Origin of the sequence: Pseudomonas sp. 8O (assembly GCF_902506495.1) — a bacterium.
Lineage (GTDB): Bacteria > Pseudomonadota > Gammaproteobacteria > Pseudomonadales > Pseudomonadaceae > Aquipseudomonas > Aquipseudomonas chaetocerotis.
The window spans coordinates 1-23542 of record NZ_LR733265.1 but is presented as its reverse complement, the minus strand read 5'-3'; the positions used below and the strand labels follow the sequence as shown (position 1 = coordinate 23542).

Genomic DNA, 23542 nt, shown 5'->3' with positions numbered 1-23542 from the left:
AGCACCATCCCCCTCGCCGGGACGCTCGGTCGTCAGCTACACCGCGTCGCGCGGCAACAGCAGGCCGAGCGGCAGGCGCACCCGTGCCTCGAGCCCTCCACCACTGCGATTGCGTAACTCGACGCTGCCACCATGCAGTGCCGCGATGCGCTTGACGATAGCCAGACCAAGACCTGTGCCGCGCCCACCACGCGCCCGATCACCACGAATGAAGGGGTTGAAGATGCTGTCCAGCTCGGCCGGATCGATACCGTTGCCACGGTCCAGCACACTCAGCACCACATAAGGCGCGTTGTGGTCGCCGGCCAGGCTGGCGACCACCTCGACGGCATCACCACCGCCATGATTGAGGGCGTTCTCCACCAGATTGGTGAGCAGGCGCTTGGTCGAGACACGGCGCAGCGGGAAAGGCGGGATCGGCTCGAGGCACAGGCGCACGCGCTCGCCGTTCTGGTTGTAGGGCGCCAGGGTTTCGCGCACCAGTTCGGAGAAGTCCAGCGCCTCCACCGGCTCGTCGCGCCCGTCGCGGATGAAGGCGAGGAACTGATCGAGGATGGCGTCCATGTCTTCGATATCGCGCACCATATCCTCGGTAAGCTCGGAATCGTGGTCCATGAACTCCAGGGCAAGGCGCAGACGAGTCAGCGGCGTGCGCAGATCATGAGAGACGCCGGCCAGCATCAGTTCACGTTCGCGCCCGGCCTGTTCGACGTCTTCGGCCATCTGGTTGAAGGCGCGGTAAACCTCTGTCATCTCGCTTGGCGTATCGCCCACCGGCAGGCGCACACTGCGCCCCTGACCAAGCTGGCGAGCGGCATAGACCAGGCGCTTGAGCGGCGCATTGAGTTGGCGCACGAAGATCCAGGCGGCGGCCGTGGACAGCAGGCCGATACCCAGGAACCAGCCAAGCACGCTCCAGATACGCTGACCACGCAGAGGATGCGGATACATCGGCACCCTCACCCAGCCATCGCCGAGACTCGGCGCCCGCACCCACAGCGCGGGTGGCGTGGTCGCGCGCACGCGGGTTTCGGTATCGGGACCGAGCTCGGTTTGCATCTGCCGCTGGAAGATTTCGCTGTAGGGCCAGTGCTGCTCACTGGCCGGTACCTTGTCGCGCGGGATGCGCTTGAGCCCGGCAGCCTGGGCGATATGGTCGCGATCATCGGGATTGGCCGCCCAGTAGGCCCGCAGGGTCAGCGCCGCACCGTGGCTGTACTGGCGGTCGACCAGCACATCCTCGTTCATCATCAGGTACACCAGCGTCAGTGCCTTGGAGAACAGTACGACCACGAGCACCAGCCAGAGGGTGCGGGCGAAGAAGCTTTGCGGGAACCAGTAGGGGGCTTTCATCAATACAGAACCGTAGGAGCGAGCACAGCTCGCGAATCGAAACAACGTTTTCGCGAGCAGCGCCCGCTCCTACATGTCACTTGTTGCCGTCGGGCACGAAGACGTAGCCCACACCCCAGACAGTCTGGATATAGCGCGGCTTGGAAGGGTCCGGCTCGATCAGGCGGCGCAGGCGGCTGATCTGCACATCGATGGAACGTTCGAGCGCATCCCACTCGCGGCCGCGGGCCAGGTTCATCAGCTTGTCGCGGGTCAGCGGTTCGCGCGCATGTTGCACCAGCGCCTTGAGCACGGCGAACTCGCCAGTGGTGAGCATGTGCACTTCCTCACCCTTCTTCAGCTCGCGGGTGGCCAGGGACAGTTCATATTCGCCGAAACTGACGCTCTCGTCCTCGCTACCCGGCGCACCTGGCACCACCGGCGCCTGACGGCGCAGCACCGCCTTGATTCGCGCCAGCAACTCACGCGGGTTGAAGGGTTTGGCCAGGTAGTCGTCAGCACCCAGTTCCAGGCCCTGGATACGACTGGACTCATCGCCCTTGGCGGTGAGCATGATGATCGGCATCTGGTTGCCGGCTTCACGCAAGCGGCGGCAAGCAGAGAGACCGTCTTCGCCCGGCAACATCAGGTCCAGCACCACCAGATTGAACAGTTCGCGCGCCAGCAGACGATCCATCTGCTCGACGTTTTCCACTGCGCGAACCCGATAGCCCTGCTCATCGAAGAAGCGCTCGAGCAAGCGGCGCAGACGGGCGTCGTCATCGACGATGAGGATCTTCTCGCCTTCGGCGACAGGGGCAGCGGACTGGGTCATGGCGTCTCCTTGGACAGCCGTACTGAGGACGGCAAGTGGCGGCATTATCGCTCAGGCGCATGAGTGGGCGCTTTAGCCATTGTTAGCAGATTTTTCCCCAACGGTTCGCAGCTCTCGCGAATGCGGTGTTTATAATGCGCCGCTTTCGTGTCTGGCCAGCATCTTTGCGGCCGCCCTGTCGCTTCAGTGGGTAGTTTTTATATGGACAGCATCAACAACCGCATCGCCGATGAACTGGGCGTGCGCCCGCAACAGGTTGCCGCCGCCGTGGCCCTGCTCGACGAAGGCTCAACCGTGCCCTTCATCGCCCGTTACCGTAAAGAAGTGACCGGCAGTCTCGACGACACCCAGTTGCGCCACCTGGAAGAGCGCCTGCGCTACCTGCGTGAGCTGGACGAGCGCCGCGTGGCAATACTCGCCAGCATCGAGGAGCAGGGCAAGCTGACCCCCGAACTCAAGCGCGAAATCGACCACGCCGACACCAAGACCCGTCTCGAAGACTTGTACCTGCCGTACAAGCAGAAGCGCCGCACCAAGGGCCAGATCGCCCTGGAAGCAGGCCTCGGCGAACTGGCCGATGCGCTGTTCAACGACCCGAATCTCGCGCCCGAGCAGGAAGCCGAGCGCTTCATCGACGCCGAAAAGGGCTTCGCGGATGTAAAAGCCGTGCTCGAAGGCGCCAAGTACATCCTCATGGAGCGCTTCGCCGAAGACGCCGCGTTGCTCGACAAGCTGCGCAGCTTCCTCAAGGACAACGCCACCCTCAGCGCTCGCCTGGTGCCGGGCAAGGAGAACGAAGGCGCCAAATTCAGCGACTACTTCGAGCACGACGAAGCGCTCAAGGGCGTTCCGTCGCACCGTGCGCTGGCGATTTTCCGCGGCCGCAACGAAGGCATTCTCAGCTCCAGCCTGAAGGTCGGCGAGGAGCTGCCCGGCGCCATGCATCCGTGCGAGCTGATGATCGGCGAGCGCTTCGGCATCAGCGCGCAAGGCCGTGCCGCCGACAAGTGGCTGGCTGAGGTGGTGCGCTGGACCTGGAAGGTCAAGCTCTACAACCATCTGGAAACCGACCTGCTCGGCGAGCTGCGCGAGAAGGCCGAGGACGAGGCGATTGCCGTGTTCGCCCGCAACCTGCATGACCTTCTGCTGGCCGCTCCAGCCGGCCCGCGCGCCACCCTGGCACTCGACCCGGGCCTGCGTACCGGCTGCAAGGTGGCGGTGGTCGACGCCACCGGCAAGGTGCTGGAAACCGCCACCGTCTACCCGCACGCGCCGCGCAACGACTGGGACGGCACTCTCGCCATCCTCGCCAAGCTCTGTGCCAAGCATGGCGTCGACCTGATCTCCATCGGCAACGGCACCGCCAGCCGCGAGACCGACAAGCTGGCCGCCGAGCTGATCAAGAAGGTGCCGGGCCTGAAGCTGACCAAGGTGATGGTCTCCGAGGCCGGCGCCTCGGTGTACTCGGCCTCGGAACTGGCCGCCCGCGAATTCCCCGATCTCGACGTCTCCCTGCGCGGCGCCGTCTCCATCGCCCGTCGCCTGCAGGACCCGCTGGCCGAACTGGTGAAGATCGACCCGAAATCCATCGGTGTCGGCCAGTACCAGCACGACGTCTCGCAGCTCAAGCTGGCGCGTAGCCTGGACGCCGTAGTCGAGGACTGCGTGAACGCCGTCGGCGTGGATGTGAACACCGCCTCCGCCGCCCTGCTGGCGCGCATCTCCGGCCTCAACGCCACCCTGGCGCAGAACATCGTTGCCCATCGCGACCAGAACGGTGCGTTCAAGACCCGAGCCGAACTGAAGAAGGTGCCGCGCCTGGGCGACAAGACCTTCGAGCAGGCCGCCGGCTTCCTCCGCGTGATGAACGGCGACAACCCGCTGGACGCCTCCGCCGTACACCCGGAAACCTACCCGCTGGTCGAGCGCATCGCCGCCGATACCTCACGCGATATCCGTTCGCTGATTGGCGACTCGGCCTTTCTCAAGCGCCTCGACCCGGCCAAGTTCACCGATGAACGCTTCGGCCTGGTCACAGTCGGCGACATCCTCAAGGAACTGGACAAGCCTGGCCGCGACCCGCGCCCGGAATTCAAGACCGCCGAATTCCAGGAAGGCGTGGAAACCCTCAAGGACCTCGAGCTGGGCATGGTGCTCGAAGGCGTGGTGACCAACGTCACCAACTTCGGTGCCTTCGTCGACATCGGCGTGCATCAGGACGGCCTGGTACACATCAGCGCGCTGTCGGAGAAGTTCATCAAGGACCCGCACGAGGCAGTCAAGGCCGGCGACGTGGTCAAGGTCAAGGTGATGGAGGTGGACATCCCACGTAACCGCATCGCCCTGTCCATGCGCATGGGCGACACGCCGGGCGAGAAGATCGAGGGACCGCGAGGCGGTCAATCGCGCGGCGGCAACCGTAGCGGCAACGCACCGCGTAGCGAGCGCCATTCCAGCCAGGACAAACCGGCCCCCGCCACCGGCGGCATGGCCGCCCTGTTCGCCAACGCCAAGCAGTTGAAGAAATGAGCACGACCGACAACGTGGGCGCCAGCAGCGCCTTTTCCCGCCTGCTCGGCCTGGAGATCCTCCAGGTCGGCGGCGGCGAGGCGCGCGTGCGCCTGACCCTGACCGACGATTTGCGCAACCTGCACGGCAAGCTGCACGGCGGTGCGCTGTTCTCGCTGATCGACACAGCCATGGGCCAGGCCAGCCACAGCCTGGGCGATGGAGGCCCGAGCAGCGTGACCCTGGAGTGCAAGATCAACTACATCCGCCCGGTGTCCGAGGGTAGCGTGCTGTGCCATGCCAAGGTGCTGCACGCCGGCCGCCGCACCCAGGTAGTGGAAGCCGAAGTGCTGCAGGGCGACAAGCTGGTCGCCAAGGCGCAAGGCACCTTCGCCTGCGTGTAATCGCCTCCGCTCGGTCTGGTCTAATCTGGGAAACCGTTCGCCCCTTGCAGAGTGCAGGGGCGATCCCCATATTGTGGCGACTGCCCAGTTAGGAATTGCATCTTGAGCGATCTTCTCTCCCGCCGCCTGGCTCAGCTCGGCGAGCCGGCCAACCTGTCCCTGCTGGGTGAGTGTCTGCACGGTATCGAGCGCGAATGTCTGCGCGTCGATCGCGACGGCCAGCTGGCCCTGACCCCGCACCCGCAGGCGCTGGGGTCGACACTGACCCATGCGCAGATCACCACCGACTATTCCGAGTCGCTGCTGGAGTTCATCACCGGCACCGCCAACGACCCGGCCGCCACCCTTGCCGAACTGGAAAGCATCCACCGCTTTGCCTACGACAAGCTCGATGGCGAACTGCTGTGGAGCCCGTCGATGCCCTGTGCCCTGCCGGACGAGGAGACCATTCCCATCGCCCACTACGGCAGCTCCAACATTGGCCGCCTCAAGTACGTGTACCGCAAGGGTCTGGCGCTGCGTTACGGCAAGACCATGCAGTGCATCGCCGGCATCCACTACAACTTTTCCCTGCCCGAGGGGTTGTGGCAGCTGCAACAGCAGAGCGAAGGCAATGAGCAGAGTGCGCGTGACTATCAGTCGGCGCGCTATATCGCGCTGATCCGCAACTTCCGTCGCTACAGCTGGCTGCTGATGTACCTGTTCGGTGCCTCGCCGGCGCTGGACAAGGGCTTCATGCGTGGCCGTCCGCACCACCTTCAGGAGCTGGACGCCAACACTCTGTACCTGCCCTACGCCACCAGCTTGCGCATGAGCGACCTGGGCTACCAGAGCAGCGCGCAGTCCGGACTGACCCCCTGCTACAACGACCTGGCCAGCTACATCGACAGCCTGCGCCTGGCGGTCGGTACGCCCTACCCGGCCTATGTCGAGGCCGGCATAAAGCGCGGCGACGAGTGGCTGCAGTTGAACACCAACATTCTGCAGATCGAGAACGAGTACTACTCGAGTATCCGCCCGAAACGCGTCACCTACAGCGGCGAGCGACCGATCCAGGCGCTGATGAGCCGCGGCGTACAGTACGTGGAAGTACGCTGCCTGGACATCAACCCCTTCCTGCCGCTGGGCATCGACGTGGCGCAGGCGCGCTTCATCGACGCCTTCCTGCTGTTCTGTGCGCTGGAAGACAGCCCGCAACTTGAGAACGGCGAGTGCAGCAGTTGCACCAGCAACTTCCTCAAGGTGGTCAAGGAAGGTCGTCGCCCGGGCCTGCATCTGCACAAAGGCAAGCAGCAGGTGGAACTCAAGGTGTGGGCCAGCGAACTGCTCGAACGCATCCTGCCGCTGGCCGAACTGCTCGATCGCAGCCAGGGCAGCAGCGTGCATATCGAGGCGTTGGCGCAACAGCAAGCCAAGGTCGCGGATGTGGCGCTGACACCTTCGGCCCAGGTCCTGGCGATTCTGCGCCAAGGCAAGAGCTTCACCGAGTTCGCCCTGCAGCAGAGCCTGCGACACGCCGAATACTTCCGCGCTCAGCCACTCAGCGCGCAGCAGCAGCAGGCCTTCGAACAAGCCGCCCACGATTCACTGGCCGCGCAGGCAGAACTGGAGGCCCAACCCCAGGGTGATTTCGATGCGTTCGTCGCGGCCTACCAGGCGAGCATTCTGGCGTTGGCCGTGTAGCTCAAGCCGGTCGAGCTGCGCCGCAGGGTGTGCCGTGCGCGCCAAGCGACTCAGGATACAGGCGGTGCGCACGGCGCACCCTACGCGACACCCGGCAACATCAGGTGCTTGCCAATGGCCAAATCGGATTAGTCGACTGCGTCACAAAGCCAACCAGCGGAGCAAAAGCCAGGATGGGCGGCCACTCCCTTGGCCGCCCGGCCAGCTAGCATTGCCGGGTAAAGGACGATAGACGAGCAGCGCCCATGGCCGACGACGCCACGCCGCAATGGAGCCTGGAAAGCCTGACCAAGGCCTACCAGCAAGGTTATATGGCCGGTCTTACCGGCCAGCCCAGAACCCGCCAGCCCTACCCCGAGGAAATCCCTGCTGCCGCCTGGGAAGCCGGCTGGGACGACGGCTTCGAGCAGATGCGCCTGCAGCAGCACAGCGCCTGACGTTCTGACCGCATCGTGGGAGGGGCTTTAGCCGCGAACTGGCTCACCGGTCGCGGCTAAAGCCCCTCCCACTCATCGCATTTTTCTCTCTACAAGGTCTTTTCGAACACCTTGGAATTGCGCTGGTAGTTGTACAGCGACGCCCGTGCGGTGGGCATGCGCTCGACGCTGCTCGGCTCGAAGCCGCGCTCGCGGAACCAGTGGGCGGTGCGGGTGGTGAGTACGAACAGGGTCTTGATCCCCTGCGCCCGCGCCCGCGCCTCGATCCGTTCCAGCAGCTCGTCGCCGCGACCGCCGTGGCGATAATCGGGATTGACGGCCAGACAGGCCAGCTCACCGCAGTCGGAGTCGGCAATAGGGTACAGCGCTGCACAGGCGATGATCAGCCCTTCGCGTTCGACGATGCTGAACTGCTCGATCTCACGCTCGAGCACCTCGCGCGAACGACGCACCAGAATGCCCTGCTCTTCCAGCGGGCTGATCAACTCGATCAGGCCGCCGACATCTTCGATGGTCGCCTCACGCAGGGATTCGAACTGCTCCTGGGCGACCAGAGTGCCGTTACCGGTGCGGGTGAACAGCTCGCTGAGCAGCGCGCCATCGGTGGCATAACTGACGATATGACTGCGCCCCACGCCGCCACGGCAGGCCTCGGCCGCGGCATCGAGCAATTCCCCCTGGTAGTTGCTACCCAGCCGTGCCAGGTGCGCCGGCACCTGCTGCGGACGCAGCTCACGCACCAGCCTGCCCTGCTCGTCGAGCAGACCGTCTTCGGCGCCGAACAGCAGCAGCTTATCCGCACCCAGATCGATGGCCGCGCGGGTGGCGACGTCCTCGCAGGCCAGGTTGAAGATCTCCCCGGTGGGCGAATAGCCCAGCGGAGAGAGCAGCACGATGCTGCGCTCGTCGAGCTGGCGATTGATGCCCTTGCGATCGATACGCCGCACCTCGCCGGTGTGGTGATAGTCGACGCCATCGAGCACGCCGATCGGTCGTGCAGTGACGAAATTACCGCTGGTCAGACGCAGCCGTGAGCCCTGCATCGGCGAGGCGGCCATATCCATCGACAAGCGCGCCTCGATGGCGATGCGCAGTTGACCAACGGCGTCGATCACGCATTCCAGGGTCGGTGCGTCGGTGATGCGCAGGTCGCGATGGTAATGCGGGATCAGGCCACGGGCAGCGAGGCGCGCCTCGATCTGCGGGCGCGAGCCGTGTACCAGTACCAGGCGCACGCCAAGGCTGTGCAGCAGCACCAGATCGTGGACGATGTTGGCGAAGTTCGGGTGGGCAACGCCCTCGCCCGGCAGCATGACCACGAAGGTGCAGTCGCGATGGGCGTTGATGTAGGGCGAAGCGTGGCGTAACCATGTGACGTAGTCGTGCATGTAAAGGTCCGTTAGCGTCGAAACGTAGGGCGGGTGCAACCCGCCATGGCCATTTGGCGGGTTGCACCCGCCCTACCTCTCATCGTCGCTGCACGTCTTCACTCCGCGTCAGGCAATAGTGTTGGATCAGTTGGCGCAGCAGCACCACGGTAGGTTCGATGCGAGCCAGCTCCAGGTGTTCCCCAGGCTGGTGTGCGCAGTCGATGTCGCCGGGGCCAAGCACCAGTGTCTCGCAGCCAAGTTGCTGAAGATAAGGCGCCTCGGTGCCAAATGCCACCGCTTGCGCGCGGTGCCCGGTCAGACGCTCGGCCAGGCGCACCAGCTCGGCATCGGCAGCCTGCTCGAAGGGCGGCACGGCCGGGAACAGCGGGCCGTAGTCGATGCGCACCTGGTGCTTGAGCGCCAACGGCTGCAACTTGCCGCGAATCGCCTCACGCAGTTGCTCCGGGTCCATGCCCGGCAACGGGCGCAGGTCGAACTCCAGCGCGCACTGGCCACAGATACGGTTGGGGTTGTCGCCGCCGTGGATGCAACCCAGGTTCAAGGTCGGCTGTGGCACACCGAATTGCGGGTTGTTGAATTCGCGCTGCCACTGCGCGCGCAGGCCGCGCAGCTCGCCCATCACGTCCTGCATGGCCTCCAATGCGCTGCGGCCGAGCGCCGGGTCGGAGGAATGGCCACTCTGGCCGAGGATATCGATGCGCTCCATCATCACGCCCTTGTGCAGGCGGATGGGCTTGAGGCCGGTCGGCTCGCCGATCACCGCCGCACGGCCCAGCGGCCGGCCGGCATCGGCCAGGGCGCGGGCGCCGGCCATGGAGCTTTCTTCGTCACAGGTGGCAAGAATCAGCAGCGGCTGCCTGAACGGCTGATCGAGCAGCGGTCGCACGGCCTCGATGGCCAGCGCGAAGAAGCCTTTCATGTCGCAACTGCCAAGGCCCACCCAGCGGTCACCGACTTCGGTCAGCTTGAGCGGGTCGGTCTGCCACAGGGCGGCATCGAACGGCACGGTGTCGCTGTGCCCGGCCAGCACCAGACCGCCAGGGCCAGAGCCATAGCTGGCGAGCAGGTTGAATTTGCCGGGAGCGATCTGCTGGGTTTCGCAGGTAAAACCCAGATCACCGAGCCAGGCGGCGAGCAGCTCGATCACAGGCGCGTTGCTCTGATCCCAGTTCGGCTGGGTACAGCTCACTGAAGGCGCGGCGATCAGCGCGGCGAACTGCTCTTGAAAGGACGGCAAGGGCATCAGCACTCTCCTGGGTCGGAGCTCCATCATAGGAGCATCCAACCGCAGGGGAAACCGTCAGGACGGGATCAGACCCCGCCGAACAGCGCGCGCAGAATGAAGAAGAAGACGATCGACAGAATCGCACCGGCCGGCAGGGTGATGATCCAGGACAGGAAGATCTTGCCGATCATGCCCAGGTTCAGCGCACCGATACCACGAGCCAGACCGACACCGAGAATCGCGCCGACCAGGGTGTGGGTGGTGGAAACCGGCAGACCCAGGCCCGAGGCGCTGACCACGGTGGTGGCTGCGGCCAGTTCAGCGGCAAAACCACGGCTTGGCGTCAGCTCGGTGATTTCCTTGCCGATGGTGGCGATGACCTTGTAACCATAAGTGGCCAGGCCGACCACGATACCCAGTGCACCCAGCAGCAGGATCCAGCCCGGAACGATGGACTTCTCACCTGCAGCCAGCTCACCGCCGCTCTGGATGACACCGACGATGGCGGCCAGCGGACCAACGGCATTGGCCACATCGTTGGAACCGTGGGCGAACGCCATGGCACAAGCGGTGAAGATCATCAGAATGGCGAACACTTTCTCCACGCTGGAGAAATGGAAGGCCTTGTCCGCTTCGGCATCGACGTGAATGCGGCTGAGCAGGGCGATACCGATCAGCATGACCAGCACACCGATACCGAGCGAGAGCATGAAGCCTTCGGTGCTGGAGAGGTTCAGACCGACGTGCTTGAGGCCCTTGGTCATGGTCATCAGCGAGATCATGAAGCCTGTGATGAACATGTAAAGCGGCACGTAGCGCTTGGCATTAAGGAAGGGGTTGTCAGTGTCGATGATCAACTTCTGCACACTGACGAACAGACAGAAGGAGATGATACCGGCCAGCATTGGCGTGACCACCCAACTGGCAACGATGGGACCAACGCCGCCCCAGTGCACCGCATCCATCGACACGCCGACCGCAGCGAAACCGATCACGGCACCGACGATGGTGTGCGTGGTCGAAACCGGCCAGCCGCGCGTCGAAGCCACCAGCAGCCAGGTACCTGCCGCCAGCAAAGCCGACATCATCCCCAGCACCATCAGGTTGGGGCTGATCATGTTGGCATCGACGATGCCGTTCTTGATGGTTTCGGTCACCTCGCCGCCAGCCAGGTAGGCACCGGCAAACTCGAAGACCATGGCGATGATGATCGCCTGCTTGATAGTAAGTGCACGCGAGCCAACGGATGTACCCATAGCATTGGCTACATCGTTGGCTCCAACACCCCAGGCCATGAAAAAACCGAAAAGGCAGGCAAGAACGAGCAGAACGAGCCCGTAGTCCGCAATAAGAGACATAAATTAGTTTTCCGTAGATCCCAGAAAGGACACTGGCGCTTAGCGCGCCAGCAGTTGTTCCAGTCGGTTGCCCACTCGTTGGGCACGGTCGGCGACATCGCCGACCCAGTCGATGATCTGATAGAGGAACATCACATCGACCGGGGGAAGGTCCTTCTCCAGCTTGAACAGGTTGCGGCGTACCTCGATCTGCAGACGATCGGTATCGTTTTCGATCGAACCGAGTTCCTCGATCAGGGTTTCCACAAGTACAGCTTCACGGCCGGCGAAACCGGTCTCGAGCAGCTCGTCCAATTCGTTCATTGCCTTCAGCGCCTGAGCGCTGGCATCCACGCTGCGCTGCACATAGGTGCGCATCAGCGGCTGCAACGGCTGTGGAATAGCCATCTGCCGGCCGAGCATCAGGCCGGCGATGTCCTTGGCACGGTTGGCGACTTTGTCCTGTACACTGAGCAGCTCGAGCAGGTCCGAACGCGGCACTGGCAGGAACAGGCTCTTGGGCAGGTGCAGGCGCACGCTTTTCTTCAGCTTGTCGGCCTCGTGCTCCAGCCGGGACATCTCCTGTTGTACCTGTTCCACCTTGGCCCAGTCCTCGACCATTATGGCTTCGAAGAAAGGCACCAGGTTCGCCGCGCACTCGTGAGCCTTGGCGATATGCTGTTGCATGGGGCCGATGGGTGAACGGCCGAACAGGCTGACAAAGGGATTGATAGGCATAGGGTAAGCCCCCGTTTTGAGAAGGTCGCAAGTATAGGGACCGGCTTCGTCATTCGCCAGCGCGCGTCATCGCTCTGTCACATTTTCATAAAAGGCTATCTAGCTCTCCACCATGGTCAAAGAAACCGAAATCAAACTGCGCGCCAGCCGCGCCACCCTGGCCGCCCTGCGTGAACACCCGTTGCTGAAAAAACGCAACAAGAGCGGCTGGCAGCGCTGCGAGCTGTTCAACCAGTACTACGACACGCCGGACCGTGAACTGGCCGGGGCCAAGGTAGCCCTGCGTCTGCGCCGCGATGGCGAGCAGTTCATCCAGACCCTGAAGAGCCGTGGCCAGAGCGTCGCCGGCCTGTCCGAGCGCAACGAGTGGGACTGGTACCTGAGCAAGGCCAAGCTCGACCTGAAAAAGCTCGATGACAGTTGCTGGCCGGCCAGCCTGGCCGAGCTGGACAAGAAAACCCTGCAACCGCTGTTCACCACCGACTTCGTCCGCGAAAAAGCCGAGATCGCCTGGGGCCGTGGCAAGGCCAAGGTAGTCATCGAAGCCGCGCTGGACCTGGGCAAGGTCATCGCCGGAGAGGGCGAAGAAGAGATTTGCGAGCTGGAGCTGGAGTTGCGCCAGGGCGAACCCGCCGCGCTGCTGGAACTGGCCTGCGAGCTGGCCGCCGAACTGCCGCTGATGCCCTGCGACATCAGCAAGGCCGAGCGCGGCTATCGTCTGTTCGATGCCGGCAGCTACAACCTGAGCCTACCGGCTCCCGAGCTTAACGCCGAAATGAGCCTGGACGACGCCTTCGCTGCACTCGCCTGGCACCTGCTCGGCGCCAGCCAGCGCCTGGCCGAGCAATATCGCTGGAACGGCCATTGGAGTCTGTTGCAACAATGGCTGGAGCAACTGATCGACCTGCGCGCCCTGCTCGCCAGCCTCGGTCAGGCAGCGCCCCGCAGCAGCTCACGTGAATTGCGCGAAGCGCTCGATGCCCTGCTCGATGACTGGCGTCCGCGCCTGGCAGCCGGCCAAGGCGACGACAGCATGCGGCGCAATGCGCCGGCGCTGTTCGCTGCCGAACTGGATGGTTGCCGCTGGGGCCTGGTGTCGCTGAAACTGTCGCACTGGCTACTGCTACGCAGCTGGACGGCGGAGCGCAACAATCGCGGTAATCGCCAGGGCAATGCAGCCCTGGGCAACTGGTTACCGACCCTGCTGAACGAAGAAGGTAATGCCCTGCAACTGCGCCGCTACCAGCAGCAGCCGGAAGATCTGGCCGAGCAGATGCCGCGCCTGGAGCGCCTGCTGGTCTGGCTGCGCCTGGCGCGAGGCGTACTGGAAGTCCCCGAGGTCGACCGTCTGTATGGCGAGCTGAACAAGCTGTACGGCCTGGCTCAGCAAGATCTTGACGAAGAGCAGCGCCAGTTGCGTGCGACTCAGACGCAGATCGTGAGCAGCCTCAAGGCCTGGAAGGCGTTGGTCAAATAGCGCAAGACTCGGTGCGCACAGCGCACCCTACCGCTGGAAGGTGTTGGTGAAATAATCGCCTACACACTGTGGGAGGCGCTTCAGCGGCGAGCTTGGACGTCGCGGCTACAGCCCCTCCCACACACCATGAAAAACGGGCCCCGCAGGGCCCGTTTTTCATTTCAGCGTGCAGCTCAGTTGCTGCTGGGGTTGCGACGACTGTCGACGACCTGCTGCCAGGACGGATTGGCGGTCTCGTCCATGGCTTGTTGCATGGCCTTCTTGCGCTTTTCTTCGGCACGATGGGCGAAGAACCAGGCCAGGAAAGTGGCGAACGACACCGCCAGCAGGATCAGGCTGGCCACCGCGTTGATCTCAGGTTTAACCCCCAGGCGCACGGCGGAGAAGATCTCCATCGGCAGGGTGGTCGCTCCAGGACCGGAAACGAAGCTGGCCAGTACCAGGTCATCCAGCGACAGGGCGAAGGACATCATCGCACCCGCTGCCAGCGACGGCGCGATCATCGGTACGGTGATCAGGAAGAACACTTTCCACGGCCGCGCCCCCAGGTCCATGGCCGCTTCTTCGATGGACATGTCCAGCTCACGCAGACGCGACGACACTACGACCGCTACATAGGCCGAGCAGAAGGTGGTGTGGGCGATCCAGATGGTGGTCATGCCACGCTGCATCGGCCAGCCGATCAGTTGCGCCATCAGCACGAACAGCAGCAGCAACGACAGACCGGTGATCACTTCCGGCATCACCAGCGGCGCGGTGACCAGGCCACCGAACAGGGTGCGACCCTTGAAGTGGGTGATGCGGGTCAGCACGAAGGCCGCCAGGGTGCCCAGCGCCACCGCCGCGATGGCGGTGTAGCAGGCGATTTCCAGCGAGCGCATCACCGAGTTCATCAACTGCGTATTGTCCAGCAGGCCGACGTACCACTTCACCGACCAACCGCCCCATACCGTTACCAGCCGCGAGGCGTTGAACGAGTAGATAACCAGGATGACCATGGGCAGGTAGATGAATACCAGGCCGACCCAGAGCATGATGCTGGAGAAACTGAAACGCTTCATGGACGGCCCTCCAGTTCTTTTGCTTGGTTACGGTTGAACAGAATGATGGGCACGATCAGGATCGCCAGCATCACCACGGCCAGAGCGGAAGCCACCGGCCAGTCGCGGTTGTTGAAGAACTCCTGCCACAGCACCTTGCCGATCATCAGGGTCTCCGGGCCACCAAGCAGCTCGGGGATGACGAACTCGCCGACCACCGGAATGAACACCAGCATGGAACCGGCGATGATGCCGTTCTTCGACAGCGGCACGGTGATTTTCCAGAAGTTGTTGAAATTGCTCGAACCCAGGTCCGAAGCAGCCTCCAACAGGCTGAGGTCGTGCTTCACCAGGTTGGCGTAGAGCGGCAGGATCATGAACGGCAGATACGAATACACGACGCCGATATAGACCGCAGTGTTGGTGTTGAGAATCTGCAGCGGCGTATCGATCAGGCCAATGCCCATCAGCAGGCTGTTGAGCAGGCCGTTGTTGCCGAGAATGCCCATCCAGGCATAGACGCGGATCAGGATCGCAGTCCAGGTCGGCATCATGATCAGCAGCAGCAGTACGGTCTGGTGTTCTTTCGGCGCACGCGCGATGGCATAGGCCATCGGGTAGCCAATCAGCAGGCACAGCAAGGTGCTGAAGAAGGCGATCTGCAGCGAACCCAGGTAAGCCGACAGGTACAGGGCATCCTCGGTGAGGAAGATGTAGTTACCGAGGTTCAACAGCAGCGTCAGCTTGTTGTCCGCCCACTGGTAGATTTCCGTGTAGGGCGGAATCGCCACGTCGGCTTCGGCGAAGCTGATCTTCAGCACGATGATGAAGGGCAGCAGGAAGAACATGAACAGCCAGAGGAAAGGTATGCCGATAACGGCATGCCGCCCAGTGGGCAGATAGCGCGCCAGTTTGCTCGGTTTCATGATTGCAGTACCACGCCGCTGTCGTCTTCCCAGTACACCACTACCGGATCGTCCCAGGTCGGGCGCTTGCCGCGGCGCTCGGCGTTGGCGATGAAGCACTGCACGATCTGTCCGGAGGTGAGCTTGACGTGGTACACCGAGTGACCGCCGAGGTAGGCGATGTCGTGCACGTGGCCACGGCTCCAGTTGTACTCGGGATGCTCGTGGTCATCCGGCAGCGTGGTGGCCATCAGCAGTTTTTCCGGACGCAGGGCGTAGCTGACAGCCTTGTTTTCGGCGCGCGTACTGACGCCATGGCCGATGTAGATCGGCTTGTCCAGGTGCGGGCAATCGATGATCGCGTGGTCGACTTCGTCAGTGGTGATCTGGCCATCGAACAGGTTGACGTTGCCGATGAATTCGCACACCAGACGGCTGGTGGGCGTCTCGTAGATGTCGATCGGGCTGCCGGTCTGGGCGATCCAGCCCAAGTGCATGATGGCGATGCGCTGGGCCATGGTCATGGCCTCTTCCTGGTCGTGGGTCACCATCACGCAGGTCACGCCGACCCGCTCGATGATCTCCACCAGCTCCAGTTGCATCTGCGAACGCAGCTTCTTGTCCAGCGCGCCCATCGGTTCGTCGAGCAGCAGCAGCTTGGGGCGTTTGGCCAGGGAGCGGGCCAGGGCCACGCGCTGACGCTGACCACCGGAGAGCTGATGCGGCTTGCGCTTGGCGTACTGGGTCATGTGCACCAGCTTGAGCATCTCGGCCACGCGCTCGTCGATCTCGGCCTTGGGCAGTTTGTCCTGCTGCAGACCGAAGGCGATGTTCTGCGCCACGGTCATGTGCGGGAACAGCGCATAGGACTGGAACATCATGTTGATCGGCCGCTGGTACGGCGGCATGTCGGTGATGTCGACGCCATCGAGGATGATGCGCCCTTCGGTCGGCCGCTCGAAGCCGGCGAGCATGCGCAGCAGGGTCGATTTACCCGAGCCGGAGCCGCCCAGCAAGGCAAAGATCTCGCCCTTGTTGATGGTCAGCGAGACGTCATCGACGGCTATGGTCTCGTCGAACTTCTTGGTCACCCGATCGATCTTGACCAGCACCTCTTTCGGTGTCTGATCCCCCTCGAGGGCTTTTTTGTAGGCGCTGGAGGCAACAGCCATTATTGGAAAACTCCCGGAAGATTGTGCCCGCCCCCTGTGGCCGGGCAGGAACGATTACTGACCCGACTTGACCTTGGTCCAACTGCGGGTCATCAGGCGCTGCACGCGAACCGGCAGCTCGGCGGAGATGTACAGCTTGTCCAGCACCGCTTGCGACGGGTAGATGGACGGGTCGTTGCGGACCTCCTCATCCATGAATTCATCCGCCTTGGTATTGGGGTTGGCATAACCGACGTAGTCACTGACTTCGGCGATCACCTCGGGCTCGAGGAGGAAGTTGATGAAGGTGTGCGCCTGTTCGGCGTTCGCCGCATCGACGGGAATGGCCATCATGTCGAACCAGAGGTTGGCGCCTTCCTTGGGAATGCTGTAGGCGATTTCGATGCCCTTGCCGGCCTCGTCGGCGCGATCGGCGGCCTGCAGAATGTCGCCGGAGAAGCCGGCAGCCACGCAGATGTTGCCGTTGGCCAGATCGCCGATGTACTTGGAACTGTGGAAGTAGGTGACGTAGGGACGCACCTCCAGCAGCTTGGCTTCGGCCTTGGCGTAGTCGTCGGGATTGGTGCTGTTGGGGTCCAGACCAAGGTAATTGAGCATGGCCGGGATCATTTCATCACCGGAATCGAGGAAGGCTACGCCGCACTGGCTGAGCTTCTTGATGTTGTCCGGCTCGAACAGAACGGCCCAGGAATCGATCTCCTCGACACCGAGCGCGGCCTTGACCTTCTCGACGTTGTAGCCGATGCCGTTGGTGCCCCACAGGTAGGGCACCGAATACTGGTTGCCGGGGTCGTTGGTTTCCAGTTGCTTGAGCAGCGCCGGATCGAGGTTGTCCCAGTTGCTCAGCTTGCTGCGATCCAGCGGCTGGAAGGCGCCGGCGCGAATCTGTTTGCCGAGGAAGTGGTTGGAGGGCACCACCACATCGTAGCCACTGCGGCCGGCGAGCAGTTTGCCTTCGAGGGTCTCGTTGGAGTCGAAGACGTCATAGACCGGCTTGATGCCGGTTTTCGCCTCGAACTTGGCCAGAGTCTCTTCGCCGATGTAATCGCTCCAGTTGTAGATATGCACGGTTGGCTGAGCCAGAGCGGCGCCACAGAAGGCGGAAGCCGCCATCGCGATCAGAGACTTGGGCAGGGTAACTCGCACAGTATCGTCCTCGTTTTTGTGTGCCGAGCGGAAAAGGCGCGGCACTTTATAGGAAAATCGTTCGTCGATCAGCGGCCGCTTTTGATTCGCGTCCAATCACGGGTCAGCCAGCGCTGCACTTCCGGCGAACGCTCCTCGGCGACATACAGCTTGGCCATCACGTCCTTGCCGGGATACACGCCCGGATTGTTGCGCACGCTCTCATCGACCAGTTCGGTGGCCTTGAGGTTGGGGTTGGCGTAGGCAACGTAGTCACTGATCTTGGCGATCACGTCGGGGCGCAGCAGGTAGTTGATGAACTCGTGCGCTTCGTCGACGTTCTTCGAGTCCTTGGGGATGGCCAGCAGGTCCGCCCACATGGCGGTGCCTTCCTTGGGAATGATGTAGATGATCTCGTCGCTGCGGCCGGCCTCTTCCGCGCGATCAGCGGCCTGCAGCACGTCACCGGAGTAACCGAAAGCGGCGCAGATGTTGCCGTTGGCCAGATCGGATATGAATTTCGAGCTGTGGAAGTAGGTGATGTAAGGACGCACCTTCATCAGCTGCTCGTAGGCCTTCTCGTAGTCTTCGCGCTTGGTGGTGTGCGGCGACAGGCCCAGGTAGTTGACCGTCTGTGGCAGCACTTCGTCGCCTGAATCGAGCAGGGCGATACCGCAGGATGCGAGCTTCTCGGCGTACTTCGGATCGAACAGCAGCTCCCAGGAATCGAGCGGCGCATCGTCGCCCAGCACGGCGCGCGCCTTGGTGGCGTTCAGGCCGATGCCATTGGTGCCCCACAGGTAGGGCACCGAGTATTCGTTGCCGGGGTCGCCCGCGGCCAGGTTCTTCATGATGGTCGGATCGAGATTGACCAGGTTGGGCAGTTTGGACTTGTCCAGTTTCAGGTAGGTGCCGGCACGTACCTGCTTGGCCAGAAAGTGGTTGGTAGGCACCACCACGTCATAGCCGCTCTGGCCGGTGGCCAGCTTGCCATCGAGGGTTTCGTTGGAGTCGAAAACGTCATACACCACTTTGATACCGGTTTCCTTCTCGAACTCGGCGATGGTGTCCGGCGCAATATAGTCGGACCAGTTGTAGACCTTGACCACGCGATCATCTGCATGGGCTACAGATATGCCAATGGCGGCGGCGACCAGGCCAGCCAGCAGGGTAGAACGACGCATAACGTTTCCTCTTCTTGCGATTTGGGTGCCTGGCGGGCGAACCCGCCAGGCGGCGTTGCTTCGTTGCTTAGCGGCCGGATTTGATCTTGGTCCAGCTGCGGGTCATGGTGCGCTGCACCGCCGGCGCCAGGTCCGGGAAGGTGTAGATCTTCTTCAGCACTTCCGGAGTCGGGTATACGCCCGGGTCGGTACGCAGCGCCTCATCCACAAGTGGAGTGGCAGCGGCGTTGCCGTTGGGGAACTGCACGTAGTTGGTGATGCTGGCCATCACCTCCGGCTTCATCAGGTAGTTGAGAAACACGTGGGCAGACTCGACATTCTTGGCGTCAGCCGGCACGGCCAGCATGTCGAAGAAGGAACCCGCGCCTTCCTTCGGAATGTTGTAGCCAACTTGCACGCCGTTCTTGGCTTCTTCGGCGCGCGCCTTGCTCTGGTAGATGTCACCCGAGTAGCCGATAGCGACGCAGATGTTGCCGTTGGCCAGGTCGGAGATGTACTTGGAGCTGTGGAAGTAGGCCACCGAAGGACGGATGGAGAGGAACAGCTCCTCGGCCTTCTTTAGCTCGTCGGCCTTGCTGCTATCCGGGGCATAGCCCAGGTAATGCAGAGCGGCAGGGAGGATTTCGGTCGGCGAGTCGAGGAAGGAAACACCGCAGGACTTCAGCTTTTCCATGTTCTCCGGCTTGAACACCAGATCCCAGGAGTCGACCGGCGCGTCTTCGCCGAGTACGGCCTTGACCTTCTCGACGTTGTAGCCAATACCGATGGTGCCCCACATGTAGGGGATCGAGTACTGGTTGCCCGGGTCGCTCGGATCCAGTGCCTTGAGCAGGTCCTTGTCCAGGTTCGACCAGTTCGGCAGCTTGGACTTGTCCAGCTTCTGGAACACGCCGGCCTTGATCTGCTTGGCCAGGAAGGGGTTGGACGGTACCACTACGTCGTAACCGGAGCTGCCGGCCAGCAACTTGGCTTCCAGCACTTCGTTGCTGTCGAAGACGTCGTAGACGACCTTGATGCCGGTTTCCTTCTCGAAGTTGGCCAGAGTGTCTTCGGCGATGTAATCGCTCCAGTTGTAGACATGCAGCACTTTGTCGTCAGCCTGAGCAGCGCTTGCCACGGCTGCGGTCAGGGACAACGCGAGAAGGGTCTTGCCGAATGTTTTCATGCGTACAGCTCCTGTTGTTGTGTCGATATTCCAGAGGTCGCGCAAGCCGTTCGAATCAGGCTGGTTCACGCACTCTGGCGCAGTCTGGCAAGGTCATGGCACCGCTGACAACTTTCCGTGACTGCGGGCTTTCAGACCTACAGGTCACGCAGGGTCAGATCCAGGCACTTGCGTGCTTTCTCCACCAGTTCATCCACTTCCGCCAGGCTGATCACCAGTGGCGGCGCGATGATCATGGTGTCGCCCACGGCGCGCATGATCAGACCATTATTAAAGCAGTGGCCGCGGCAGATCATGCCTACCGCCTTGTCACCCGGATAACGTTTGCGCGTCGCCTTGTCCTGTACCAACTCGATGGCACCCAGCATCCCGACACCGCGCACTTCGCCCACCAGTGGGTGATCCGCCAGCTCACGTAGACGACGCTGCAAATACGGTGCCGTTTCTGCCTTCACCCGTTCGACGATGCCTTCGTCCTTGAGAATGCGCAGGTTCTCCAACCCCACCGCTGCCGCCACCGGGTGGCCGGAATAAGTGAAACCGTGGTTGAAGTCGCCATGCGCTTCGATCACCTCGAACACCTTGTCGTTGACGATCAGCCCGCCCATCGGCACGTAGCCGCTGGTGAGGCCCTTGGCGATGGTCATCAGGTCAGGCTTGAGGTCGTAGTACTGGCTGCCGAACCACTCGCCAGTACGGCCGAAACCGCAGATCACTTCATCGGCGACAAACAGGATGTCGTACTTGCCGAGGATTTCCTTGATGCGCGGCCAGTAGGTCTCCGGCGGGATGATCACGCCGCCAGCGCCCTGGATCGGCTCGGCGATAAAGGCCGCCACATTGTCCACACCCAGTTCGAGAATCTTCTTCTCCAACTGGTCAGCGGCCCAGATGCCAAATGCTTCCGGCGATTGCTCGCCACCCTCGCCGAACCAGTATGGCTGCGGGATATGCGCGATGCCCGGGATCGGCAAGTCGCCCTGCTCGTGCATGAATTTCATACCGCCGAGGCTGGCACCGGCCACGGTGGAGCCGTGGTAGCCGTTGTCGCGGCCGATGATGATCTTCTTGTTCGGCAGGCCCTTGCACGCCCAGTAGTGGCGCACCAGGCGCAGCATGGTGTCGTTACCCTCCGAGCCCGAACCGGTGAAGAACACGTGGTTCATGCCGGCCGGCGCCAGCTGGGAGATGGCATGGGCCAGCTCCAGCACCGGCGGGTGGGCAGTCTGGAAGAAGGTGTTGTAGAACGGCAATTGACGCATCTGCGCGCTGGCGGCTTCGACCAGTTCCTCGCGGCCATAGCCGACGGCCACGCACCACAGACCGGCCATGCCATCGAGGATCTTGTTGCCCTCGCTGTCCCACAGGTGCACACCCTTTGCTTCAGTGATGATGCGCGGGCCCTTCTCGGCCAGTTGCTTGTAATCACTGAACGGCGCCAGGTGGTGGGCCTGGCTGAGGGCTTGCCAGTGGGCGGTCTTGGGGTTNCTACAGGTCACGCAGGGTCAGATCCAGGCACTTGCGTGCTTTCTCCACCAGTTCATCCACTTCCGCCAGGCTGATCACCAGTGGCGGCGCGATGATCATGGTGTCGCCCACGGCGCGCATGATCAGACCATTATTAAAGCAGTGGCCGCGGCAGATCATGCCTACCGCCTTGTCACCCGGATAACGTTTGCGCGTCGCCTTGTCCTGTACCAACTCGATGGCACCCAGCATCCCGACACCGCGCACTTCGCCCACCAGTGGGTGATCCGCCAGCTCACGTAGACGACGCTGCAAATACGGTGCCGTTTCTGCCTTCACCCGTTCGACGATGCCTTCGTCCTTGAGAATGCGCAGGTTCTCCAACCCCACCGCTGCCGCCACCGGGTGGCCGGAATAAGTGAAACCGTGGTTGAAGTCGCCATGCGCTTCGATCACCTCGAACACCTTGTCGCTGACGATCAGCCCGCCCATCGGCACGTAGCCGCTGGTAAGGCCCTTGGCAATGGTCATCAGGTCAGGCTTGAGATCGTAGTACTGGCTGCCGAACCATTCGCCGGTACGGCCGAAACCGCAGATCACCTCATCGGCAACGAAGAGGATGTCGTACCTGGCGAGGATTTCCTTGATGCGCGGCCAGTAGGTCTCCGGCGGGATGATCACGCCGCCCGCGCCCTGGATAGGCTCGGCGATAAAGGCCGCCACATTGTCCACACCCAGTTCGAGAATCTTCTTCTCCAGTTGGTCGGCGGCCCAGATGCCAAATGCTTCCGGCGATTGCTCGCCACCCTCGCCGAACCAGTATGGCTGCGGGATATGCGCGATACCAGGAATCGGCAGGTCGCCTTGCTCGTGCATGAACTTCATGCCGCCGAGGCTGGCACCGGCCACGGTGGAGCCGTGGTAGCCGTTGTCGCGACCGATGATGATCTTCTTGTTTGGCTGGCCCTTGCACGCCCAGTAGTGGCGCACCAGGCGCAGCATGGTGTCGTTGCCCTCCGAGCCCGAACCGGTGAAGAACACATGGTTCATGCCAGCTGGCGCCAGCTGGGAGATGGCATGGGCCAGCTCCAGCACCGGCGGGTGGGCAGTCTGGAAGAAGGTGTTGTAGAACGGCAATTGACGCATCTGCGCGCTGGCGGCTTCGACCAGTTCCTCGCGGCCATNCTTTGAGCTCAGGCAACCGTTCGGGTTAATCAAGAAAAACCTGCTCCGACCCTCGCTCGCCCACGATCTGGAGATCTAGTCACTGGCGGTCTGGAGCAGGTGTGGAACAACTTACAAGTCACTTTCTCTTGCTTGCCCAAGAGAAAGTAACCAAAGAGAAGGGCACCCCGACATCCGAGCTAGGCGCCCCCGCCCTGCTGCGCCGGGGTTCCCTCGCTCCATCACCGCTCCAGGGGCACGACCGGATGCGGCCCACTGACGAAGGGCCATCCCTGGCCCATCGCAGCTCTCGCGACATCCATGTCGCTCAACCCCTTACGCGGTGATTCCACTCGGCCTCCTGAAGGGGACTTGGGCGTCGTCTGTACCATCGCAGTTGAAGAGCAAAGGCAAGGCACAGACGCCGCCAATTTCAATTTCGCGAAGATTACGCAAGCTCGCGGCCCGGTCCCCTTCAGGAGGCCGAGTGGAGGTGTTGCGTAGGGGAGCGAGCCGCATGGATGCGGCGAAATACCGATGGCGGCCCCGCTTAAAGGGCCAGGGATGGCCCTTGTAAGCCGGTGTGGAACAACTTACAAGTCACTTTCTCTTGCTTGCCCAAGAGAAAGTAACCAAAGAGAAGGGCACCCCGACATCCGAGCTAGGCGCCCCCGCCCTGCTGCGCCGGGGTTCCCTCGCTCCATCACCGTTACAGGGGTACGCCGTGAAGGGCCATCCCTGGCCCATCACGGCTCTCGCGACATCCATGTCGCTCAACCCCTTCCACGGCGATTCCACTCGGCCTCCTGAAGGGGATTTGGGCGTAGTCTGTGAGATCGCGCTTCAAGAGCAAAAGCCAAACGCCACCGACTTTGATCTTCCGGAGATTTCGCGAGCTCGCGGCCCGGTCCCCTTCAGGAGGCCGAGTGGAGGTGTTGCGTAGGGGAGCGAGC

At 62.5% G+C, this 23542-nt stretch carries 17 protein-coding genes and 2 pseudogenes; 5 read left to right on the top strand and 14 right to left on the bottom strand.

Annotated features, from left to right (window positions below; genetic code table 11):
* Positions 1-36 precede the first annotated feature (36 nt).
* Both GV002_RS13750 and ompR read right to left on the bottom strand, forming a co-directional pair.
* Positions 37-1353 (bottom strand): ATP-binding protein, encoded by a 1317-nt coding sequence (locus GV002_RS13750; protein WP_160018951.1) that lies wholly within the window; start codon positions 1351-1353, stop codon positions 37-39.
* A gap of 76 nt (positions 1354-1429) precedes the next feature.
* Positions 1430-2167, bottom strand: a complete 738-nt coding sequence (gene ompR / locus GV002_RS13745) for a two-component system response regulator OmpR (RefSeq protein WP_106733612.1) — start codon at positions 2165-2167, stop codon at positions 1430-1432.
* A 201-nt stretch (positions 2168-2368) separates the two neighbouring features.
* Between ompR and GV002_RS13740 the strand changes: the two genes are divergently transcribed.
* From GV002_RS13740 to rmf, 4 genes are all read left to right on the top strand, one after another.
* Positions 2369-4696: a Tex family protein gene (locus GV002_RS13740; RefSeq protein WP_160018950.1), complete on the top strand. Its 2328-nt coding sequence runs from the start codon at positions 2369-2371 to the stop codon at positions 4694-4696.
* A complete protein-coding gene (locus GV002_RS13735) occupies positions 4693-5079 on the top strand; it encodes a PaaI family thioesterase (RefSeq protein WP_106733610.1) in 387 nt (128 codons plus the stop codon). Before GV002_RS13740 ends, GV002_RS13735 begins: the two co-directional genes overlap by 4 nt.
* Positions 5080-5181: 102 nt before the next feature.
* Positions 5182-6762 carry a glutamate--cysteine ligase gene (gshA, locus tag GV002_RS13730; protein ID WP_160018949.1) on the top strand — a complete coding sequence of 527 codons (1581 nt, stop codon included), beginning with the start codon at positions 5182-5184 and terminating at the stop codon, positions 6760-6762.
* A gap of 245 nt (positions 6763-7007) precedes the next feature.
* Entirely contained in the window at positions 7008-7199 is a 192-nt protein-coding gene (gene rmf / locus GV002_RS13725; RefSeq protein ID WP_090335979.1) for a ribosome modulation factor, read from the top strand.
* Positions 7200-7288: 89 nt separating this feature from the next.
* Here the strand turns inward: rmf and argA are convergent, their stop codons facing one another.
* The 4 genes from argA to GV002_RS13705 form a co-directional block, all read right to left on the bottom strand.
* Positions 7289-8587: an amino-acid N-acetyltransferase gene (gene argA, locus GV002_RS13720; protein ID WP_160018948.1), complete on the bottom strand. Its 1299-nt coding sequence runs from the start codon at positions 8585-8587 to the stop codon at positions 7289-7291.
* 79 nt (positions 8588-8666) lie between these two features.
* Positions 8667-9833 carry an acetylornithine deacetylase gene (gene argE, locus GV002_RS13715; RefSeq protein WP_160018947.1) on the bottom strand — a complete coding sequence of 389 codons (1167 nt, stop codon included), beginning with the start codon at positions 9831-9833 and terminating at the stop codon, positions 8667-8669.
* A gap of 68 nt (positions 9834-9901) precedes the next feature.
* Positions 9902-11173 carry an inorganic phosphate transporter gene (locus tag GV002_RS13710; protein WP_160018946.1) on the bottom strand — a complete coding sequence of 424 codons (1272 nt, stop codon included), beginning with the start codon at positions 11171-11173 and terminating at the stop codon, positions 9902-9904.
* A 39-nt stretch (positions 11174-11212) separates the two neighbouring features.
* Positions 11213-11890 (bottom strand): TIGR00153 family protein, encoded by a 678-nt coding sequence (locus GV002_RS13705; protein ID WP_104729913.1) that lies wholly within the window; start codon positions 11888-11890, stop codon positions 11213-11215.
* A 112-nt stretch (positions 11891-12002) separates the two neighbouring features.
* Between GV002_RS13705 and GV002_RS13700 the strand changes: the two genes are divergently transcribed.
* Positions 12003-13367, top strand: coding sequence for an inorganic triphosphatase (locus GV002_RS13700; RefSeq protein WP_160018945.1), 1365 nt, complete (start codon positions 12003-12005; stop codon positions 13365-13367).
* A gap of 173 nt (positions 13368-13540) precedes the next feature.
* Here the strand turns inward: GV002_RS13700 and GV002_RS13695 are convergent, their stop codons facing one another.
* The 8 genes and pseudogenes from GV002_RS13695 to GV002_RS13660 form a co-directional block, all read right to left on the bottom strand.
* A complete protein-coding gene (locus GV002_RS13695; protein WP_160018944.1) occupies positions 13541-14428 on the bottom strand; it encodes an ABC transporter permease subunit in 888 nt (295 codons plus the stop codon).
* The gene (locus tag GV002_RS13690) at positions 14425-15306 is read right to left on the bottom strand and encodes an ABC transporter permease subunit (RefSeq protein ID WP_178094745.1); all 882 of its coding nucleotides are present in this window, start codon (positions 15304-15306) and stop codon (positions 14425-14427) included. The genes GV002_RS13695 and GV002_RS13690 overlap by 4 nt, the downstream gene beginning before the upstream one ends.
* Before the next feature lie 23 nt (positions 15307-15329).
* Positions 15330-16484 carry a polyamine ABC transporter ATP-binding protein gene (gene potA, locus GV002_RS13685; protein WP_160018943.1) on the bottom strand — a complete coding sequence of 385 codons (1155 nt, stop codon included), beginning with the start codon at positions 16482-16484 and terminating at the stop codon, positions 15330-15332.
* Between the two features lie 54 nt (positions 16485-16538).
* Positions 16539-17630, bottom strand: coding sequence for a polyamine ABC transporter substrate-binding protein (locus GV002_RS13680; RefSeq protein ID WP_160018942.1), 1092 nt, complete (start codon positions 17628-17630; stop codon positions 16539-16541).
* A 68-nt stretch (positions 17631-17698) separates the two neighbouring features.
* Positions 17699-18793, bottom strand: a complete 1095-nt coding sequence (locus GV002_RS13675; protein WP_160018941.1) for a polyamine ABC transporter substrate-binding protein — start codon at positions 18791-18793, stop codon at positions 17699-17701.
* A gap of 67 nt (positions 18794-18860) precedes the next feature.
* Positions 18861-19958, bottom strand: coding sequence for a polyamine ABC transporter substrate-binding protein (locus tag GV002_RS13670; protein ID WP_160018940.1), 1098 nt, complete (start codon positions 19956-19958; stop codon positions 18861-18863).
* A gap of 137 nt (positions 19959-20095) precedes the next feature.
* Positions 20096-21445: pseudogene (locus tag GV002_RS13665) on the bottom strand (aspartate aminotransferase family protein); the annotation flags it as partial.
* A 1-nt stretch (position 21446) separates the two neighbouring features.
* Positions 21447-22609, bottom strand: a pseudogene (locus GV002_RS13660) (aspartate aminotransferase family protein); the annotation flags it as partial.
* Positions 22610-23542: the final 933 nt, after the last annotated feature.

Coding starts and splice junctions, on each gene's coding strand:
- GV002_RS13750 (WP_160018951.1), bottom strand. CDS start 1,353: ATGAAAGCCCCCTACTGGTTCCCGCAAAGCTTCTTCGCCCGCACCCTC.
- ompR (WP_106733612.1), bottom strand. CDS start 2,167: ATGACCCAGTCCGCTGCCCCTGTCGCCGAAGGCGAGAAGATCCTCATC.
- GV002_RS13740 (WP_160018950.1), top strand. CDS start 2,369: ATGGACAGCATCAACAACCGCATCGCCGATGAACTGGGCGTGCGCCCG.
- GV002_RS13735 (WP_106733610.1), top strand. CDS start 4,693: ATGAGCACGACCGACAACGTGGGCGCCAGCAGCGCCTTTTCCCGCCTG.
- rmf (WP_090335979.1), top strand. CDS start 7,008: ATGGCCGACGACGCCACGCCGCAATGGAGCCTGGAAAGCCTGACCAAG.
- argA (WP_160018948.1), bottom strand. CDS start 8,587: ATGCACGACTACGTCACATGGTTACGCCACGCTTCGCCCTACATCAAC.
- argE (WP_160018947.1), bottom strand. CDS start 9,833: ATGCCCTTGCCGTCCTTTCAAGAGCAGTTCGCCGCGCTGATCGCCGCG.
- GV002_RS13710 (WP_160018946.1), bottom strand. CDS start 11,173: ATGTCTCTTATTGCGGACTACGGGCTCGTTCTGCTCGTTCTTGCCTGC.
- GV002_RS13705 (WP_104729913.1), bottom strand. CDS start 11,890: ATGCCTATCAATCCCTTTGTCAGCCTGTTCGGCCGTTCACCCATCGGC.
- GV002_RS13700 (WP_160018945.1), top strand. CDS start 12,003: ATGGTCAAAGAAACCGAAATCAAACTGCGCGCCAGCCGCGCCACCCTG.
- GV002_RS13695 (WP_160018944.1), bottom strand. CDS start 14,428: ATGAAGCGTTTCAGTTTCTCCAGCATCATGCTCTGGGTCGGCCTGGTA.
- potA (WP_160018943.1), bottom strand. CDS start 16,484: ATGGCTGTTGCCTCCAGCGCCTACAAAAAAGCCCTCGAGGGGGATCAG.
- GV002_RS13675 (WP_160018941.1), bottom strand. CDS start 18,793: ATGCGTCGTTCTACCCTGCTGGCTGGCCTGGTCGCCGCCGCCATTGGC.
- GV002_RS13670 (WP_160018940.1), bottom strand. CDS start 19,958: ATGAAAACATTCGGCAAGACCCTTCTCGCGTTGTCCCTGACCGCAGCC.